Origin of the sequence: Nocardiopsis sp. FIRDI 009 (genome assembly GCF_003386285.1) — a bacterium.
Taxonomy (GTDB): domain Bacteria; phylum Actinomycetota; class Actinomycetes; order Streptosporangiales; family Streptosporangiaceae; genus Nocardiopsis.
On sequence record NZ_QPNC01000011.1, the window covers coordinates 62,503 to 80,533 of the forward strand.

An 18,031-nucleotide genomic window follows, 5' to 3' on the forward strand; every position below is an offset into this window, starting at 1 on the left:
GGTCCCTATCCCCCTCACCGATAATCTTGAGCGCTATGAGCAGATCTGCACCCCTGGGAGCGCCGTCCGAGGCGCGCCACGTCCTCGCGATCTCACCCTTCAGAAGGTTGTGGATCTCGCTTTCCCTCTCCAGCCTGGGTGACTGGCTCAGTCTGCTGGCCCTGATGTCGTTGGCGGCGATCTTCACCGCCGACAGCTCCCAGCTCGTCCAGTACCTGGCGGTCAGCGGCGTGGTGGTGATCAAGCTCGCCCCGTCGATCCTGTTCAGTCCCCTGGCCGGGGTGGTCGCCGACCGGCTCGACCGGCGCTGGACGATGGTCGTCGGCGACGTGCTGCGCGGCCTGCTGTACGTCTCCATCCCCCTGGTGGGCCTGTTCCTGCCCGGTTTCGCCCTGGAGTGGCTGCTCATCGCCAACCTCCTGGCCGAGATCGTCGCCCTGTTCTGGACCCCGGCCAAGGACGCCACCGTCCCCAACCTGGTGCCCAAGAAGTTCCTGGAGCAGGCCAACCAGCTCAGTCTGCTCACCACCTACGGCACCGCGCCCGTGGCGGCCCTGGTGTTCGCCGCGCTCGCCTCGGTCAGCAACGTGCTCGGCGCGCTGCTGCCCTCGATGGCCAGCCCCGAGGCGGACATCGCCCTGTACCTCAACGGCGTCACGTTCTTCGTCGCCGCGATCGTGGTCGTCGGCCTGCCGATCCCCAAGCACAGGGCGGCGGCCGACGCCGAGGGCGGCACCGCCGACAGCGGCATCCTGCGCGCCGTGTGGACGGGGTGGCGCTACGTCGGCGGAACCCCGCTCGTGCGCGGTCTGGTGCTGGGCATGCTCGGCGCCTTCGCCGCCGGGGGCGCCGTCGTCGGCGTCGGCCGGATCCACGTCGAGTCCCTGGGCGCGGGCAACGCCGGTTTCGGCATGGTCTTCGCGGCCGTCTTCGCCGGGATGGCGCTGGGCATGCTCGCCGGGCCGCGCGTGCTCAAGCGGTTCAGCCGCCGACGCCTCTTCGGACTGAGCATCGTCGTCGCGGGTGCGGCCCTGCTGTTGGCCGGCGCCGTCGCGGACATGGTGCTCACCGCCGTGCTCACCGCGTTCCTCGGTATGGGGGCGGGGATCGCGTGGGTGATCGGTCTGACGATGCTCGGCCACGAGGTCGAGGACGCCTACCGGGGGCGGACCTTCGCCTTCCTGCACGGCGCGGCGCGGATCGTGCTGGTCGGCTCCACCGCCCTCGCGCCGGTGGCCGCCGGCCTCATCGGAGACTACGCCCTGCCGGTCGGCCCGCTCACCTACGACCTGCGCGGCAGCGGCGTGGTCCTCATGGTCTCCGGCCTGTTCGCCGTGGTCGTGGCGCTCGTGTGCTACCGCCAGATGAACCGGGACGCGCCCGACGCCGGTCCCGGCCTGGTCCCCGAACTCGTCGCCGCCCTGCGCGGCGTCGACCCCGAGGGCGACGAGGACGAGGAGGAGGGCGGCCACGGCGGCGCGTTCATCGTCGTCGAGGGCGGCGAGGGCGCCGGCAAGTCCACCCAGGTCCGCGAACTCACCGTGTGGCTGCGCGACCAGGGCTTCGAGGTCGTCGGCACGCGACAGCCGGGGGCGACCAAGCTGGGCATGCGCCTGCGCGGACTGCTCCTGGACAAGGAGAACTCGCACATCACCCCCCGGGCGGAGGTGCTGCTGTACGCGGCCGACAAGGCCGACCACGTCGAACGCGAGATCCTGCCCGCCCTGGAACGCGGCGCCGTGGTGATCAGCGACCGCTACGTGGACTCGCTGCTCGCCTACCAGGGGGCCGGGCGCGACCTGTCGTCGGAGGAGATCCGCGACATCAGCGACTGGGCGACCCAGGGCCTGGTCCCGGACCTGACCGTGCTGCTCGACGTCCCCCCCGAGGACGGGCTGTCCCGCCTCGGCGGCCCCGCCGACCGGATCGAGTCCGAGTCGGCCGAGTTCCACGAGCGGGTCCGCCAGGGTTTCCTGGCGTTGGCCAGGGCGAACCCGGACCGCTACCTGGTGCTGGACGCCCGGGAGCCGCAGGAGAGGATCAGCCGGGAGATCCGCCGCCGGGTCCGCACCCTCCTGCCCGACCCGGTGCCGAGCGGTTCGGAGGCCGTGACCGGGATGATCCCGGTCATCAAGGACGAGTAGCGTCCACCGTCAGGGCCCGCCCCCGCCGCCCGGGAGCGGACACCGCCTCGTGGAAGCGCGGAGCGTCCGCGCGGGTCGCGGGGACCGGGGCCATGGACGGAACCTGGACGACAGCGCCGCGCGTCGGTGGCGGCTCCTATCCTTGAACCAGACATCAGCGAGGGGCCCGGGGGGAAGCGTGACGGTCTTCGACGACCTCGTCGGCCAGGGAGCGGCGGTCGGCCAGCTGGAACGCGCCGTCGCCGCGGCCGGGGACCTGGTCGCGGGCGGCTCCGGCGGGGGGATGACCCACGCCTGGCTGTTCACGGGGCCGCCCGGTTCGGGGCGCTCGGAGGCGGCGCGCGCCTTCGCCGCCGCCCTCCAGTGCCGGGACGGCGGCTGCGGCCGCTGCGGCTCCTGCCACCAGGTGCTCGCCGGGACCCACCCCGACGTGCTGTACGTGCGGCCGAGCGGGCTGAGCTACGGCGTCGCCGACACCCGCGACCTGGTCCTGCGGGCCGGGTCCAAACCCTCCGGGGGGCGGTTCCGCATCGTCCTGTTCGAGGACGCCGACCGCGCCACCGAGGCCGCCTCCAACGCCCTGCTCAAGGCGGTCGAGGAGCCCTCGCCCCGGACCGTGTGGCTGCTGTGCACGCCCACACCGGACGACCTGCTCGTCACCATCCGGTCCCGGTGCCGACTGGTCACCCTGACCACGCCGAACACGGGGGAGGTGGTCGACGCGCTCGTCCGACGCGAGGGCGTCGACCCGCAGACCGCCCAGGCCGCCGCCCGGGCCGCCGCGGGACGGCTCGACCGGGCCCGGCAGCTGGCCACCGACCCCGAGGCGCGCAGGCGCCGGGAGGAGGTGCTGGCCATCCCCGCCCGGCTCGACGGGCTCGGCGCGTGCGTCACGGCCGCCGCCCGGCTCTACGAGATCGCGGAGGAGGAGTCCAAGGCCCTCACCACCGCCCTCGACGAGCGGGAGAGGGGCGAGCTGAAGGCGGCCTTCGGTGAGGGGTCCACCGGCAAGGGCGTGGCCAAGGCGGTCCGGGGCGCCGCCGGCGCGCTCAAGGAGCTGGAGGACCGGCAGAAGCGGCGCGCCACCCGGATCAAGCGCGACTCCTACGACCGCGCGCTGCTCGACCTGGCGGCGTTCTACCGCGACGTGCTCACCCTCCAGCTGGGTGCGCGGGTGGAGCTGTCCACGGGGGACCGCTCCGGCGACCTGGAGCGCGTGGCGCGGTCCAGCACGCCCGAGGCCACCCTCCGCAGGATCGACGCCATCATGGGCTGCCGCGAGCGGATCGCCGCCAACGTGCATCCGCAGATCGCCATGGAGGCCATGACCTCGGCGCTGCTCGCCGGGTGACCGTTCCCGGGCCGCGGGAGTATCGCGCCGCGCGAGTCCGTTGGGGGTGAGGGGTGGGCGGTGGAGAGCACGGCGTGCGGGTCCGGCACAATGGTGCGGCGCCGACGGCGCACCGACCACGGTCGGCCGACACGGAGAGGGCGGACAACGGGTGGGCACGATCAATCGGGGGCCGCTGGCGGCCACGCTCGCGGGAGCGGTGCTGCTGGCGACCGGCTGCGCGTTCGGCGGCGCCGACGGCGGAGGGAGCCCCGCGGAAGCCGGGGGACGCCCGGGGGAGGCCGCCGACGCCGCCGCCGACCTGGCGGACTTCACCGATCAGGAGCTCGACTGGGAGGACTGCGAGTCCGGCCTGGAGGGCGCCGAGTGCGCGGTCTTCGAGGTGCCCCTCGACTACGACGCACCCGACGGCGAGCGGATCGAGATCGCGGTCAAGCGTCTGCCCGCCGAGGGCGACGACGTCATCGGCTCGCTGGTGATCAACCCCGGCGGCCCCGGGGGTTCGGGGTTCGACTACGTCGACCAGGCCGCCTACGCGGTCAGCGACGACGTGCGCGAACGCTTCGACGTGGTCGGGTTCGACCCGCGCGGCGTGGGGCGCAGCACCCCGCTCACCTGTCTGGACGCCGTCGAACTCGACGAGTTCCTCGGCACGGACGCCGAGTCCGAGGACGGGGACGCGGACCTGACCGAGCTCACCGACGAGGGCGTCGCGCAGATGGTGGAGAGCAGCCGCGAGTTCGTCGAGGCGTGCGAGGCCAACGCGCCGGACCTCATGCTGCACATGGGCACCGTCAACGTCGCGCGTGACATGGACCTCCTGCGCGCACTACTGGGTGACGACCGGCTGACCTACCTCGGCGCCTCCTACGGCACGCACATCGGCGCCGAGTACGCCGACCAGTTCCCCGACCGGGTCCGCGCCCTGGTCCTGGACGGAGCGGTCGACCCGAGCCAGGACCAGCTCGATCTCAGCGTGGACCAGGCGACCGGTTTCGAGACCGCGCTGCGGGCGTTCGTCGAGGACTGCCTGGGGCGCGCCGACTGTCCGTTGGGCGGCCCCGGCGACAGCGTGGACGACGGCATCGCGGTACTGAACGACTTCCTGGAGGGCGCGGCCGAGGCCCCGCTCCCCAACTCCCTCGACGACCGCGAGGTCAACCGCACGCGCGCGGAGCTCGGCGTGCTCGCGGCGCTGTACACCGAAGCCTGGTGGCAGCGGGTGCGCGGGGCGCTCACCGAGGCCATGGAAGACGGTGACGGCACGGCTCTGATGCTGCTCGCGGACCAGCTGTACAGCCGGTCCGACCCCGAGGACTACGAGAACTCCACGGCGGCGCTCATCGCGGTCAACTGTTCGGACTCGCCGAGCCCGCGCGACGTCGAGTCCTACGTCGAGGCCGCGGCCGAGGCGGAGGAGGAGTCGCCGAACTTCGGGCCGGGGCTCGCCTGGGGCGCGCTGCCGTGCGCCTACTGGCCGGAGGAGGCCGTGGACGCGGGCGGCCCGATCGACGCCGAGGGCGCCGACCCGATCATGGTGGTGGGGACCACGCGCGACTCGGCCACGCCGTACGCCTGGGCGGAGGCGCTCGCCGAGCAGCTGGACTCCGGTTTCCTGGTCACCCGGGACGGCGACGGCCACACCGGTTACCGGATGGGTGACCGGTGCGTGGACGCGATGGTGGACGAGTACCTCATCGAGCTGACCGTCCCCGAGGACGGGATGGCGTGCGCGTGAGGGAGCCGACACGGTGAACGTGTACGAATCACCCCGGTGGAGGCGCTAGACTGGTGACCGCTTCGCCGCGTTGAACGCGCGGCGCGGTGCCGCCTTAGCTCAGTCGGCAGAGCGATTCACTCGTAATGAATAGGTCGTCGGTTCGATTCCGACAGGCGGCTCCACCCCTTCGGGCCCGTCCGGTTCTCCGGGCGGGCCCGAGGTGTTTCCGGGCCGGTCGCTGGTGGCGCACGGCCGGGTTCGAGAACCGCACGCCCGGGCAGCCCACCGCCGTCCTCGCCTCCGCGGTGGGAACCGGGGTACACGCTCGGCGAGGGGGTGCGCGACCTGGTCACCGCGCACTTCCAGGCGCAGAGGCACGACGGGACCTTCGGCGACGGTGCGAGGCGCGCGAGCCGCCCGAGGACGTCGCCTGACCCGGGTCCGCTGACGACGGGGGTGGGTGTCGCCTCCGGTCAATGGATGCTTACCGTACGTTGTGTCAGTTCATGGCTGTTATGACCGGAATGCGGGTAGATGCGCACTATGAGTCTGTTGTTCATGGTGCTCCTGCTCGTGGGGGTCGTCCTCGTCCTCGGCGGGGGGTCCTACGCGGTGCGGCGGATCATCGCCTCGCTGGAGGAGCGCCTCGCGGCCGGACGGGTTCCGGACATCGACCCGTCCGAGCGCCCCGAGCCGCAGGTCGGCGGGTACGTGCCCGGTCCTCGGAACCCTGAGGACCTGCCGCCGTCGCTGCGCGCCCGCGTACGCAACCTCGTGTCGCTGGACCGGACCGAGGAGGCGGTGCGGATCGTGAGCGAGCGGGTCGACGTCGACGAGGAGCGCGCCCGGGGGATCGTCGCGGACCTGGGGGGCGGTTCCGGCCCCGGACGCGCGCTGGACGCCTAGCCTCCCGTTCCCACAGCGCTCCTCCGAGGGGGTTTGACGTTCGGGCGTCGGCAGGGCGCCGCAGGACGAGCTGGGCCGCGAGCGCGGTACGAGCGGTGGGCGAAGGCGAGGGTGAAGCATCCCCGCCTCTGGGACGCCCCGAACGCGGTCCGAAGCGGAGCGGAGGACCCAGCGACGCACCCTAGGGCCAGGTGCCGTCCACGACCGTCCCGTGGCCGGGCTTGGTCCGGTCCAACCACTCCTGGCGGCTGCGCGCGAACCCGAGCGCCCAGCGCACCTGCCGCTCGTGCAGCTCCACGAGGCTGAGCCCGGCCACGTCCGGGTGCCGCGCCCCGATCTCCTCCGCCACGGCCAACGCCGCCAGGGCGTCCGCGGCGGCGGTGTGCGCCTCGGTCAGGTCGACCCCGTAGTACGCGCTCATCGCGCTCAGGTTGCGGGTGCCGCGCCGGTACGGCTCCACCCCCCGGTCGATCACCAACGGGTCCACGATCGGGGCCACGGTGCCGCCGAGGCGCTCCGAGAGCGGGGTCAGCCCGTGCCGCTCCAGCTCCCGGGTGAGCACCCTCAGGTCGTAGGGGGCGTTGAACACCACCACCCCTTGCTCGGCCGACAGCTGCGCGGTGAGGGCGTCGGCGATCTCCTCCAGGCACTCGGGGGCGGGCCGACCCTCGTCACGGGCCCGTTCGGTGCTGATCCCGTGGATGGCGACCGCGTCCTCGGGGATCTCGCGGGGGCCGGGGTCCACCAGCCACGTCGTCGTCCCGCCGTTCCTGTCGACGAGCGCGGCCGAGACCACGAACGCGTCCTCGGGGTCGCGTGAGGAGGTCTCGGAGTCGAAGCCGAGCAGGGGGGTGGTGTGCCACCCGGGGTGGTCGCCGCGCGCGGGCGGCGCGGGGCGGGGCTCGTGCTCGGCGCAGTAGGTGCGCCAGCGGCCGCCGTCCTTGACGACGACGCCGTCACCAGCGGCGACGGGGACCGAACAGGTCGTGCAGGTCCCGGGGTAGCGGTTGCGCATGGGATCCCTCTCCGGCCGGATGAACGGCACCGCCGTGAACAGCGGTGACTGCGCACATCGTAGAACGCGCCGGGGACAGGGCGGATGGGAACGGGGTGGGGAGGAGGGGGCGGTGGTGTGCGCCGGTCGACTTCTGGGGAAGGGAGGGACATGAGTCTGGAAGAGGCGTCACGCCAGTTGGAAGCCGCGATCCACGACGCACGTGTGTCCTTCGACTGCATCCTCCTGGAGGAGCTGGAACGGGCGCACACGAACGCGATCACCGCCCGCGCAGCGGTGGATGCCGCCGAACTCGCCATCCGGGTGGAGCTGGAGAAACGCGCGAAGGAGAAGGAGGAGTCCGCCGACTGACAACGTCGCGCACCGGCGCCGGGTCAATCGAACGCATTTTCGAACAACGGGTATGCTGTGGGCATGCCCGATCAGTCGCTGACGCCGGACTGGCCCGCGAGTGTGCACCCACCCGGGTCGGACTCCTTCGAGCAGACGGCCCTGGTGTGGCTGTTCGACCACGTACCGGCCGACTACCGGCTGCACGGAGTGCTGCGCCGGCATCCGGTCGCCCTCTCCCGCCTGGCCCACCAGTACGTGTCCGCCGCGCTGGAGGCCGCCCGCGAGGGGTACCGCACCGCCCGGGTGGACCTGCGCGAGCACCTGCCTCCCCACGCGCTGGACCAGGTGATGAACGCCTACCTGGAGGAGGGACGGCGCACCGCGGCCGTCCTCCGCTCGATCGAGGCGGTGGACGCCGAACTCCGCGCCGCCGCCGCGGGGCGCGGCGCCGATGCGTGACCCCGCGGCCCGCTCCGGCTCAGGCGGTCACCCGGACCACCACGGCGACCTCGTCACCGGTGTTCACCAGGTGCTGGGTCGCCGGGCGCGCCCCGGTCGCGTGCTGGGCCGACCCCACGACCCGGGCGCGCCCGGCGACCAGCTCGGCGGCCGACAGCATCTCCCCTCCCGGGCCCGACGCGATCAGGTGCGCCCGCCCGCTGACCGGGAACAGGACCTCCAGGGAGTGCCGTCGTCCCGGGTGGACGGCCGGTTCGGGCACGAAGGTGTTCGGGTCGAGCGCCACCACGGTCACCCGGAGCCGCCCGTTGACGTGGCGGCGGGCCGCGCGGGGCGCCACCTGCCAGCGGCCCCGTCGGGACGGCCAGAGCGTCGGCCGGCGCATCGCGTCGGCGGCCCCGCGCGCCGCCGCGACCAGGCGGCCGATCGTCGGCAGGCGGCGTTCGCTCAGGTGGGCGTAGCCGGAGCGTCGGCCGGCGTCGACCACGTCGCCGATCCCCTCCGGGGAGATCCGGGCGGGGCGGGCAGCGGTCGCGGGCGCGGAGTCGGGGCGAAGAGCGGTGGAAGCCTGCTGGAGCATCGTGGGAAGATCCTTCACGTGTGCGCGCCTCGGCGGCGGGAGCGCGCTGATGTCGTCGACGGGCCCCGGAGAGCCGGGGCGGCGGGGGTGACCGCTCGACGCGCGGACGCGGAGACGGGACACCCCGGGCGGGTGCGGGCCGCCGTCAGTTCACACGGGAACGCGGACGGGGCGGGCGCGCACCGGGTCGGTCGGGCACGGGCGTGCGGACACGCCCGGCGGAGCGACTCAGCGACGACAACACGGACACGCCTCGACGGCCAGGTGGCAGGAGGCCCCGGGGGCCGTGCGAGCCATGGCGTCGGCGGGCGTGTACGGATGCATGGTTCCAAGGAGACCAGCAAAGCCCGGGAGGAGTCAAGCGATCGTGGGCGAACGCGCGTGTCGATCGTCTCACCCGCTCGCCGTCCCGGGCGTGTTGCGGGTGGCGGCGCGTGGTGGTGACATGTGGAACCCGTGGACGGCGTGCGAGCGACGCCGGCACGGGACGCTCCCCCTCCCCCAGCCGCAGTGTCAGGAGTGGCCGTGATGGCATCCGTCCCCCGGGAACCCAGGTGAGTCCCGGCGCACCGGGCCTGTGGGCGCGTGTCCTCGTGCGCGCGCTGGTCGTCGTAACCGCCGCGGTGATGGCCCTCGGGTTCCTCGGCGCCGGGGCGGCGCTGCTGGTCGCGGGGCTCACCGTGCTCACCTACGTGCTCCTGTGGCTGCGCGAGCACGCGCTGGCCCGCGCCACCCGGCAGCCCGCGACCGTGTCGCACCGGGGGGCGGCTCCCGACGGTGCGGCCGACACGGTCGAGGGTGACGACTGAGCTGGAAGGCGCGCGACGGGGGTCTTTCCGCAAAGGGGAGAAGGGCGTGTCGTGCGCGGCGTAGATTCTAGGTCTATGACGGACCGGGATCTTCTCCGCGCCCTGCGCTCCACCGACACCTCGGAGGCGGACGCCTACGCGTATCTGCTCGACGCCTACGGGGACGAGCTGTACCGGAGCTGCATCCTGGTCCTGCGTGACCGCGACACCGCGCACGTCGTGCTCCGGGACACGCTCATCGTCGCGCACGCGCACATCGGCCACCTCCGGGACGCCGACCGCCTGCGGGAGTGGCTGCACGCCCTGGCCGAGGTCGAGTGCGCCCGGCACACGAACGGGAGCGCCCGGGCCGAGTCCGCCGAGTCGTGGCGGATGCCCGAGCACACCGAACTCGTGCGGGCGCGGGTGCTCAACGGCATGACGGGGCCCGCCCTCGACGGTTACCGCGCGCACGTCACCGCCCGCGCCGACCACTTCGGCCGGGACGGGTTCCCCCTCCCCCCGGCCACCCGTTTCCTGGCGCGGGGGATGGTCTCCCAGCTGCCGCTCCTGGCGGTCCTCCTGGCCGCGCTGCTGGTGGTCGTGTTCGTGGGCTGCCTCATCGCCGGGGGATGGGAGCCGGCGCACCCCCTGCTGCCCCGCTGACGGAGCCCGCCGGGGACGGTCGCCCGACCGGCCCCGGGAGGCCGGGAACGGCCCCGGGCACGACGACGGCCCGGCGGGGGAGCCGCCTCCCCTGTCGGGCCGTCGTCGGAACGCCGAGTGGAACCGGCGGCTACTTCTCGTCCCCGCCGGTGGAGATGTGCGAGCGGTCGCCGTGCGCACCGGCCTCCTCGGCGCGCTTGACCGAGGCGATGATCTCCTGCTCGGCCTCGTGGCGGCCGACCCAGGTGGCGCCCTCGACGGACTTGCCCGGCTCCAGGTCCTTGTAGACCTCGAAGAAGTGCTGGATCTCCAGGCGCTCGAACTCGTTCACGTGGTGAATGTCACGCAGGTGCTCCTGGCGCGGGTCCGTCGCCGGGACGCAGAGCAGCTTGTCGTCGCCGCCCGCCTCGTCGCGCATCCGGAACATGCCGATCGCGCGCGCACGGATGAGGCAGCCCGGGAACGTCGGGGCCTTGAGCAGGACCAGGGCGTCCAGGGGGTCGCCGTCCTCGCCGAGTGTCCCCTCGACGAAGCCGTAGTCGGCGGGGTAGGTGGTGGAGGTGAACAGCATGCGGTCGAGACGGATACGACCGGTCTCGTGGTCCACCTCGTACTTGTTGCGCTCCCCCTTGGGGATCTCGATCGTAACGTCGAATTCCATGCTGATCTCGGCTCCCATTGCGACTAATGTCGCCATATAACTACAACGTCTGGCCGCGACACCGAAGGAGGGCAGGTGCCCAGGGTGCGACGGGTACGAGGCGAGGCCCTCCTCGCACTGGCCCTGCTCAACATATTCGTGCTGGTCGCCGGACTGGTCACCCTCGACGTCATCGAGGCGCGGCCCGTTCCGGCGGAGCCCGCCCCGGTCACGGACGCGGAGGGCGTGGCGGCGGTTGAACCCGTGACCTCGGCTCCGGCCGACCCGGGCAGGATCGCGGACATTCTCGATGATCCCATGTCCGACTCCGGGCTGGAGGAGGGCCTCTCCGGTTACGTGGTCGACGCCGCCACCGGGGAGACGCTCTTCGAGCTGGCCCCGGACACCCCGGTCACCCCGGCCTCGACCACGAAGATCGTCACGGCGGTCACGGTCCTCACCGCCGTGGGCCCCGACCACGTGCTCCACACCGAGGTGTACCTCGACCCCGACCGGAACCGCGTGGTGCTGCGGGGCGCGGGTGACGTGACCCTGACCGAACGCGCCGACTCCGCAGCTTACCCGCAGGTAGCGACCCTGGAGGAGCTCGCCGGGAGCACCGCGGCCGCCCTCGCCGAGCTGGGCCTCGACACGGTCTCCGTCGGCTACGACGACTCCTACTTCACGGGCTCCGTCCTCGGGCCCGGGTGGAAGCCCAACTACGTCACCGAGCAGAGCACGTCCCCCGCCCACGCCCTGATGCTCGACAGCGGCTGGGTCGACGAGAACGCCAACGGCGTGATCGACGACACCGAGCACCGGGCCTACGACCCGCCCCTGTACGCCGCCGAGTCCTTCGTCCGCCAGCTGGAGCGCGCCGGGGTGTCCGTCGAGGGCGACCCGACCGAGACCGAGGCGACCGGCGCCGTCGTGGCCAGCGTCGCGTCGGCGCCCGTGTCGGCCCTGGTCGAACACATGCTGCTGGCGAGCGACAACAACATGGCCGAGGCGCTCGGCCGGGTCGCGGCCGAGGCGATGGGGGAGGAGACCTCCTTCGCGGGCGCGGCCGCCGCCACCCACCGGGTGATGGCGGACCTGGGTGTGGAGGGCGTGGAGCTGTCCGACAACAGCGGCCTGAGCACACAGAACCGCATCTCCCCGCGCGCCCTGGTCGAGCTGCTCCGGATCGCCTCCGACCCGGCCAACCCCGAGCTGAACGCGACCCTGACCGGCCTGCCCACCGCGAACTCCACCGGCACGCTGGGCAGCCACGGGCGCTACGGCGAGTACGCGCCCACCCACGACGCCGCCGGTCTGGTCCGGGGCAAGACCGGCACGCTCAACGGGGTGAGCACCCTGGCCGGAACCGTCCGCGACCAGGACGGACACACCTTCTACTTCGCGTTCATGGCGAACGACCCGGGCGCGCGGGGGGCGCTCCTGGACACCTTCGCCGCCGCCCTGGCCCGCTGCGGCTGCTCCTGAGCGGTGTCCGCACCGGTCCTGCCCGGCTTCGCCCGCCCTCGCCCGAGGGGTCGCGCCGCGGCGGGCGGGTGCCCTCGACCGACGCCCACGGCGCGGTACCCGCTCTGTCCGTGCTTCCGAAAGCCGGGTGGCGGTCGCCGGGTCCGGAGGCCGTCCCCGAGGCGCGTTCGGGGGATCACCCCGGCCCCTCCCGGAATTCCTCCCCCGATCCCCGTGCCGCGAGGCGACGCGTGGGTAGGCTGGCGATGTGACTGTGATCGACTGGGACGTAGCCGTCAACACCGGTGTCCGCCTCGTCCGCCCGGGGCCGCAGGTGGACCTCTCCGACGCGCGGCAGGCCGTGGCGCAGTTGCGCGAGCTCTCCAACGTGGCCGCCGGCCACGTGCGCGACTTCACCGGGATGAACCCCCTCGAACCCACCGGACCCGCGGTCGTCGTCGACCGCCCCGGCTGGATCAGGGCCAACGTCGACGGGTTCCGGGTGGTGCTCGAACCCGTCCTGGAACAGATGAGCTCCGAACGGCTGAACAACGGCACCGCCGCGGCCCTGACCTCGGCGGTCGGGTCCCGGATCACCGGAGTCCAGCTCGGCGCGGTGCTCGCCTACCTGGCCGGGAAGGTGCTCGGCCAGTACGAACTCTTCCTGCCGCCGGACCCGGCCGGCCACGCGCCGACCGGGCGCCTGACCCTGGTGGCGCCCAACATCGTCAACACCGAACGCGAGATGGACGTCGACTCCCACGACTTCCGCCTGTGGGTGTGCCTGCACGAGGAGACCCACCGGATGCAGTTCACGGCCACGCCGTGGCTGCGCTCGCACGTGCAGGACCTGATGCGCGAGCTCCTGCTGTCATCGGAGATGGACGCCGCCGACCTCATCGGGCGGCTCCGCGCCGCCGGCGAGGCCGTCGCCGACGCCGTGCGCGGCGGCGACGCCAACCTCATCACCGCCTTCCAGACCCCCGAGCAGAGCGAGATCATGGACCGCGTCACCGCGGTCATGAGCCTGGCCGAGGGGCACGGCGACTACGTCATGGACGCCGTCGGCCCGGAGGTCGTGCCGAGCGTGGAGCGGATCCGCGCCCGGTTCCAGAAGCGCCGCGAGGCCGCCAACCCCCTCGACCGGATCATGCGCCAGCTGCTGGGCATGGACCTCAAGATGCGCCAGTACGAGGAGGGCGCCGCGTTCGTCGGCGCGGTGGTCGCCGAGGTCGGCATGGCCGAGTTCAACAAGGTGTGGACCTCGCGCGAGACCCTGCCCACGCTGGCCGAGATCCGCGACCCGAACGCCTGGATCGACCGGGTCGTGCGCCCCGCAGCCGTCACGGAGTGAGCGGACCGCCCCCCGCCGTGGCCACCGTCCGTTCGGCGGTCCGGCGGGTCCTGGCCGACCTCCCGTCCGACACCACCGCCCTGGTGGCGTGCAGCGGAGGCGCCGACTCCCTCGCCCTGGCCGGGGCCGTGGCCTTCGAGGCCCCGCGGGTGGGCAGGGCCGCGGGGGCGGTCACCGTCGACCACGGGCTCCAGGAGGGGTCCGCCGAGCGCGCCGAGTCCGTCGCCGGTGTCCTGCGCGGTCTGGGCCTGTCCCCCGTCTCCGTGCGGACCGTGGCGGTCACGGGTCCGGGCGGCCCCGAGGCGGCCGCCAGGCGCGCCCGCTACGAGGCCCTGGACGCCGCGGTCGCCGAGCACGCGCCCGCGGTGGTGCTGCTCGCCCACACGATGGACGACCAGGCCGAGACCGTCCTGCTCGGGCTCGCCCGCGGGTCCGGCGCCCGTTCCCTGTCCGGGATGGCGCCCCGCAACGGTCACTACCTGCGTCCCCTCCTCGACCTGGACCGCGCCACCGTCCGCGCGGCCTGCGACCGGATGGGCCTGGTCGCCTGGGAGGACCCGCACAACGCCGACCACCGCTACGCCCGCTCACGGGTGCGGCACGAGGCGCTGCCCGCCCTGGAGCGGACGCTCGGGCCGGGGATCGCGGCCGCGCTGGCGCGCACGGCCGCGATGCTGCGCGCGGACGCCGACACGCTCGACGGGCTGGCCGGTGAGCTGTACACCGCCGCCCTCGGCGGCGCGGACGGCGCGGACGCGGCGGATACGCCCGCCCCGGACGCCTCGTGCGCCCCGGACACCGCCGGGACGGCGTCGGGGCCGGAGCTGTCGGTCGCACCGTTGTCGGAGGCGCCGGCGGCGCTGCGGACCCGGGTACTGCGCCGTGCCGCCCTCGCGGCGGGCTGCCCCGCCGGTGCGCTGACCGCCCGCCACGTGCGCGAGATCGAACGGCTGGTCACCCAGTGGCGTGGGCAGGCCCACATCGACCTTCCGGGCGGGGTGCGGGTGCGCCGCGTCGCGGGGAACCTGCGGTTCGTGCGCTGACCGGCCGGGCCGTCCGCCTCCCGGTTCCCGGGCCGGTGGCGCGGTCGCCCCGTTGACCACGTTTATCCTGGTTGCCGCAAGCGGGGAACCCAGCAGCGAGGACAGTGAGCGTGGACGCCAAAGACATGGGCCGCGATCTGGAGAAGATCCTGGTCACCGAGGAAGAGATCAATACGCGCCTTGCGGAGCTGGGTGAGCGGATCGACGCGGACTACGCGGGCAAGGACCTCCTGATCGTCGGTGTCCTCAAGGGCGCCGTCATGGTCATGGCCGACCTGGCGCGGACGCTGCACACGCCCGTCTCCATGGACTGGATGGCGGTCTCCTCCTACGGGGCCGGGACCACCTCCTCCGGTGTGGTGCGCATCCTCAAGGACCTGGAGACCGACATCAAGGACCGCGACGTCCTCATCGTCGAGGACGTCATCGACTCCGGGCTGACCCTGTCCTGGCTGGTGGGCAACCTCAGGTCGCGCGGCCCCCGTTCGGTCGAGGTCTGCACGATGGTCCGCAAGCCGCTGGCCTTCGAGGTCGACCTGGAGGTCAAGTACATCGGTTTCGACCTGCCCAACGAGTTCATCGTCGGCTACGGGCTGGACTACGCGGAGAAGTACCGCAACCTGCCGTTCATCGGCACCCTCGCCCCGCACGTCTACGAGGAGTAGGGACCCGGGGAGGCCGCGGCGGATGCCCGGGGCGAACACAGCCCGGGAACAACGGAACGGGGCTTCGTCGTTGCTTCGGTGACGGCCCCGCTCCGGGTGCCCGAGCGGTGTGCCCGCTCGGCAGGGCGAGGTGTACCGTCGAAGATCCCGGCGTCATCGCAGGGAGAACATGTCCGATTGGTCCTGCTTCGGAAAGTCCTCTGGGGCGGGGCGGCCTGGTCAGGAGGGACGGACCCGACAGGGGTTCCGCTCACATGAATCTGAAGCGTTTTTTCCGCGGCCCGTGGATATGGATCCTGGCCGTCGCCGTCATGCTCGTCATCGGCTTCCGCGTGTTCGACATCGGGGGCGGTCCGCAACCGGAACAGGCCGACATCTCCCGCGTCTACCAGCTCATCGAGCGGGATCAGGTCGAGAGCGCGGAGATCATCGACCGTGACCAGCGGATCCTGCTGACCACCACGGACGACGAGATCCTGGAGTCCTACTGGGTCGAGGGGCAGGGCGCCGAGCTCGGCGCGATGCTCCAGGAGAACGCCGACTCCGAGGACGGCAACCTGGAGTCGTACCAGGTCTCGGTGGCCACGACCCCGATCTGGACCACGGCCCTGTTCAGCCTGCTCCCGCTGATCATCATCATCGCCATCTTCTGGTTCATCTTCAGCCAGATGCAGGGCGGCGGGTCGCGCGTGATGAACTTCGGCAAGTCCAAGGCCAAGCTCATCACCAAGGACACCCCGAAGAACACCTTCTCCGACGTCGCCGGGGCCGACGAGGCCATCGAGGAGCTCCAGGAGATCAAGGAGTTCCTCCAGAACCCGGCCAAGTTCCAGGCCATGGGCGCCAAGATCCCCAAGGGCGTGCTCCTGATGGGCCCGCCCGGGACCGGTAAGACCCTGCTGGCCCGCGCCGTCGCCGGTGAGGCCGGGGTGCCGTTCTACTCCATCTCCGGTTCGGACTTCGTCGAGATGTTCGTCGGTGTCGGCGCCTCCCGGGTGCGCGACCTGTTCGAACAGGCCAAGGCGAACGCCCCCGCGATCATCTTCATCGACGAGATCGACGCCGTCGGCCGCCACCGCGGCGCCGGTATGGGCGGCGGCCACGACGAGCGCGAGCAGACCCTCAACCAGATGCTGGTCGAGATGGACGGCTTCGACGTCAAGGGCGGCGTCATCCTCATCGCCGCCACCAACCGCCCGGACATCCTCGACCCGGCGCTGCTGCGCCCGGGCCGCTTCGACCGGCAGGTCGTCGTCGACCGCCCGGACATGGACGGCCGCCGCGACATCCTCAAGGTCCACTCCAAGGGCAAGCCGCTGGCCGAGGACGTCGACCTCAACGTCATCGCCCGCCAGACCGCCGGGATGACCGGCGCCGACCTGGCCAACGTCATCAACGAGGGCGCGCTGCTGTCGGCCCGCGCGGACGCCTCCGTGATCACCCACGCCGTCCTGGAGGAGGCGATCGAGCGGGTCATGGCCGGTCCCGAGCGCAAGACCCGGGTCATGTCCGACCAGGAGAAGAAGGTCATCGCCTACCACGAGGGCGGCCACGCCCTGGTGGGCCACGCGCTGCCCAACGCCGACCCCGTGCACAAGATCACGATCCTGCCGCGCGGCCGGGCGCTCGGTTACACCATGTCGGTGCCGACCGAGGACAAGTTCCTCACCTCCCGCTCGCAGATGATGGACCAGCTCGCCATGATGCTCGGCGGCCGGGCCGCCGAGGAGCTGGTCTTCCACGAGCCCACGACCGGCGCGGGCAACGACATCGACAAGGCGACCACGCTCGCCCGCAACATGGTCACCGAGTACGGCATGAGCGAGCGCCTGGGCGCCCGCAAGTTCGGCTCCGCCAGCACCGAGCCCTTCCTGGGGCGGGAGATGGCGCACGCCCGCGAGTACTCCGAGGAGATCGCCTCCATCATCGACGAGGAGGTGCGCCGCCTCATCGAGTCCGCGCACGACGAGGCCTACGAGGTCCTCGTCGAGTACCGGGACGTCCTGGACAACCTGGTGGTGGCCCTGCTGGAGAAGGAGACGCTCAGCAAGGAGCAGGTGCTGGAGATCTTCGCCCCGGTGCGCAAGCGGCCGTCGCGCGGCTCCTACACCGGTTACGGCAAGCGCCAGCCCTCCGAGCGGCCCCCCGTGCTGTCCAAGAAGGAGCTGGCCGAGCTGAACGGCGCCGAGGTGCGGGGCTCGGAGACCAACGGCCAGCTGCCCAGCGCCGCGGCCAACAGGATCGAGGGGGATGAGGCGTGACCGACATCTTCGACGAGGAGCGCCCGCCCAGATCGGTCGACCGGTTGCGCATCGAGCGCGCCGTGCGCGAGATCCTCATCGCGATCGGCGAGGACCCTGACCGCGACGGCCTGGTCAAGACGCCCGAGCGGGTCGCCCGCGCCTACGAGGAGCAGTTCTCCGGCCTCGGCCAGAAGCCCGGTGACGTGCTCACCACGGTCTTCGAGGCCGACCACGAGGAACTGGTGCTGGTCAAGGACATCGAGCTGTACTCCACGTGCGAGCACCACCTGGTGCCGTTCTACGGCGTCGCGCACGTGGGCTACATCCCGGGCGCGGACGGCCGGATCACCGGACTGAGCAAGCTCGCCAGGCTCGTGGACGTCTACGCGCGCCGCCCGCAGGTGCAGGAGCGCCTCACCGGGCAGGTGTCGGACGCCATCATGGACCACCTCCAGCCGCGCGGGGTGATCGTCGTGGTCGAGGCCGAGCACCTGTGCATGACCATGCGCGGGGTGCGCAAGCCCGGCGCCAAGACGGTCACCTCGGCGGTGCGCGGGATCTTCCGCAGCAGCGACCGCACGCGGTCGGAGGCGATGAGCCTCATCCTGGACCGCCGCTGATCCGGCGCCGCGCGTGATCCGCGGCCCCGACCACCGGAGC

17 protein-coding genes and 1 tRNA gene are annotated in these 18,031 nt (G+C 72.5%); 15 read left to right on the forward strand and 3 right to left on the reverse strand.

What is annotated here, in order from left to right:
• The first annotated feature begins 35 nt into the window (after positions 1-35).
• The 5 genes from tmk to DVR05_RS09645 all read left to right on the forward strand — a co-directional run bounded on the left by tmk (position 36) and on the right by DVR05_RS09645 (position 6,121).
• Entirely contained in the window at positions 36-2,144 is a 2,109-nt protein-coding gene (gene tmk, locus DVR05_RS09625) for a dTMP kinase (RefSeq protein ID WP_116245497.1), read from the forward strand.
• Between the two features lie 178 nt (positions 2,145-2,322).
• Positions 2,323-3,495 carry a DNA polymerase III subunit delta' gene (locus DVR05_RS09630; protein WP_116245498.1) on the forward strand — a complete coding sequence of 391 codons (1,173 nt, stop codon included), beginning with the start codon at positions 2,323-2,325 and terminating at the stop codon, positions 3,493-3,495.
• A gap of 151 nt (positions 3,496-3,646) precedes the next feature.
• Positions 3,647-5,233, forward strand: coding sequence for an alpha/beta hydrolase (locus tag DVR05_RS09635; protein WP_232832057.1), 1,587 nt, complete (start codon positions 3,647-3,649; stop codon positions 5,231-5,233).
• Between the two features lie 88 nt (positions 5,234-5,321).
• Positions 5,322-5,397 (forward strand) — tRNA-Thr (locus tag DVR05_RS09640).
• A gap of 361 nt (positions 5,398-5,758) precedes the next feature.
• Positions 5,759-6,121: a hypothetical protein gene (locus tag DVR05_RS09645; RefSeq protein WP_116245499.1), complete on the forward strand. Its 363-nt coding sequence runs from the start codon at positions 5,759-5,761 to the stop codon at positions 6,119-6,121.
• Positions 6,122-6,302: 181 nt separating this feature from the next.
• On the opposite strand, the gene DVR05_RS09650 is transcribed toward DVR05_RS09645, so the two are convergent.
• Entirely contained in the window at positions 6,303-7,136 is an 834-nt protein-coding gene (locus DVR05_RS09650) for an exonuclease domain-containing protein (protein ID WP_116245500.1), read from the reverse strand.
• Between the two features lie 150 nt (positions 7,137-7,286).
• On the opposite strand from DVR05_RS09650, the gene DVR05_RS09655 reads away from it, so the two are divergent.
• Together DVR05_RS09655 and DVR05_RS09660 are read left to right on the forward strand one after the other, a co-directional pair.
• A complete protein-coding gene (locus tag DVR05_RS09655; RefSeq protein ID WP_116245501.1) occupies positions 7,287-7,487 on the forward strand; it encodes a hypothetical protein in 201 nt (66 codons plus the stop codon).
• A 63-nt stretch (positions 7,488-7,550) separates the two neighbouring features.
• Complete coding sequence (locus DVR05_RS09660; protein WP_116245502.1) at positions 7,551-7,928, forward strand: hypothetical protein; 378 nt, start codon at positions 7,551-7,553, stop codon at positions 7,926-7,928.
• 19 nt (positions 7,929-7,947) lie between these two features.
• Here the strand turns inward: DVR05_RS09660 and DVR05_RS09665 are convergent, their stop codons facing one another.
• Entirely contained in the window at positions 7,948-8,508 is a 561-nt protein-coding gene (locus DVR05_RS09665; protein ID WP_116245503.1) for a hypothetical protein, read from the reverse strand.
• Between the two features lie 554 nt (positions 8,509-9,062).
• Between DVR05_RS09665 and DVR05_RS09670 the strand changes: the two genes are divergently transcribed.
• Together DVR05_RS09670 and DVR05_RS09675 are read left to right on the forward strand one after the other, a co-directional pair.
• The gene (locus DVR05_RS09670) at positions 9,063-9,317 is read left to right on the forward strand and encodes a hypothetical protein (protein WP_116245504.1); all 255 of its coding nucleotides are present in this window, start codon (positions 9,063-9,065) and stop codon (positions 9,315-9,317) included.
• Positions 9,318-9,392: 75 nt separating this feature from the next.
• Entirely contained in the window at positions 9,393-9,962 is a 570-nt protein-coding gene (locus tag DVR05_RS09675) for an RNA polymerase sigma factor (protein ID WP_116245505.1), read from the forward strand.
• Positions 9,963-10,092: 130 nt separating this feature from the next.
• Here the strand turns inward: DVR05_RS09675 and DVR05_RS09680 are convergent, their stop codons facing one another.
• Positions 10,093-10,623 carry an inorganic diphosphatase gene (locus DVR05_RS09680; RefSeq protein ID WP_198659116.1) on the reverse strand — a complete coding sequence of 177 codons (531 nt, stop codon included), beginning with the start codon at positions 10,621-10,623 and terminating at the stop codon, positions 10,093-10,095.
• Positions 10,624-10,698: 75 nt separating this feature from the next.
• Here DVR05_RS09680 and dacB point away from each other — a divergent pair, with 75 nt between their 5' ends.
• The 6 genes from dacB to folE all read left to right on the forward strand — a co-directional run bounded on the left by dacB (position 10,699) and on the right by folE (position 17,991).
• Complete coding sequence (gene dacB / locus DVR05_RS09685) at positions 10,699-12,087, forward strand: D-alanyl-D-alanine carboxypeptidase/D-alanyl-D-alanine-endopeptidase (RefSeq protein WP_116245507.1); 1,389 nt, start codon at positions 10,699-10,701, stop codon at positions 12,085-12,087.
• 253 nt (positions 12,088-12,340) lie between these two features.
• Positions 12,341-13,420 (forward strand): zinc-dependent metalloprotease, encoded by a 1,080-nt coding sequence (locus DVR05_RS09690; protein WP_116245508.1) that lies wholly within the window; start codon positions 12,341-12,343, stop codon positions 13,418-13,420.
• Positions 13,417-14,463 (forward strand): tRNA lysidine(34) synthetase TilS, encoded by a 1,047-nt coding sequence (gene tilS, locus DVR05_RS09695; protein ID WP_116245509.1) that lies wholly within the window; start codon positions 13,417-13,419, stop codon positions 14,461-14,463. The genes DVR05_RS09690 and tilS overlap by 4 nt, the downstream gene beginning before the upstream one ends.
• Before the next feature lie 110 nt (positions 14,464-14,573).
• Positions 14,574-15,128 carry a hypoxanthine phosphoribosyltransferase gene (gene hpt / locus DVR05_RS09700; protein WP_198659117.1) on the forward strand — a complete coding sequence of 185 codons (555 nt, stop codon included), beginning with the start codon at positions 14,574-14,576 and terminating at the stop codon, positions 15,126-15,128.
• Between the two features lie 254 nt (positions 15,129-15,382).
• Positions 15,383-17,389, forward strand: coding sequence for an ATP-dependent zinc metalloprotease FtsH (gene ftsH, locus DVR05_RS09705; protein WP_116245511.1), 2,007 nt, complete (start codon positions 15,383-15,385; stop codon positions 17,387-17,389).
• A complete protein-coding gene (gene folE / locus DVR05_RS09710; RefSeq protein ID WP_116245512.1) occupies positions 17,386-17,991 on the forward strand; it encodes a GTP cyclohydrolase I FolE in 606 nt (201 codons plus the stop codon). Before ftsH ends, folE begins: the two co-directional genes overlap by 4 nt.
• Positions 17,992-18,031: the final 40 nt, after the last annotated feature.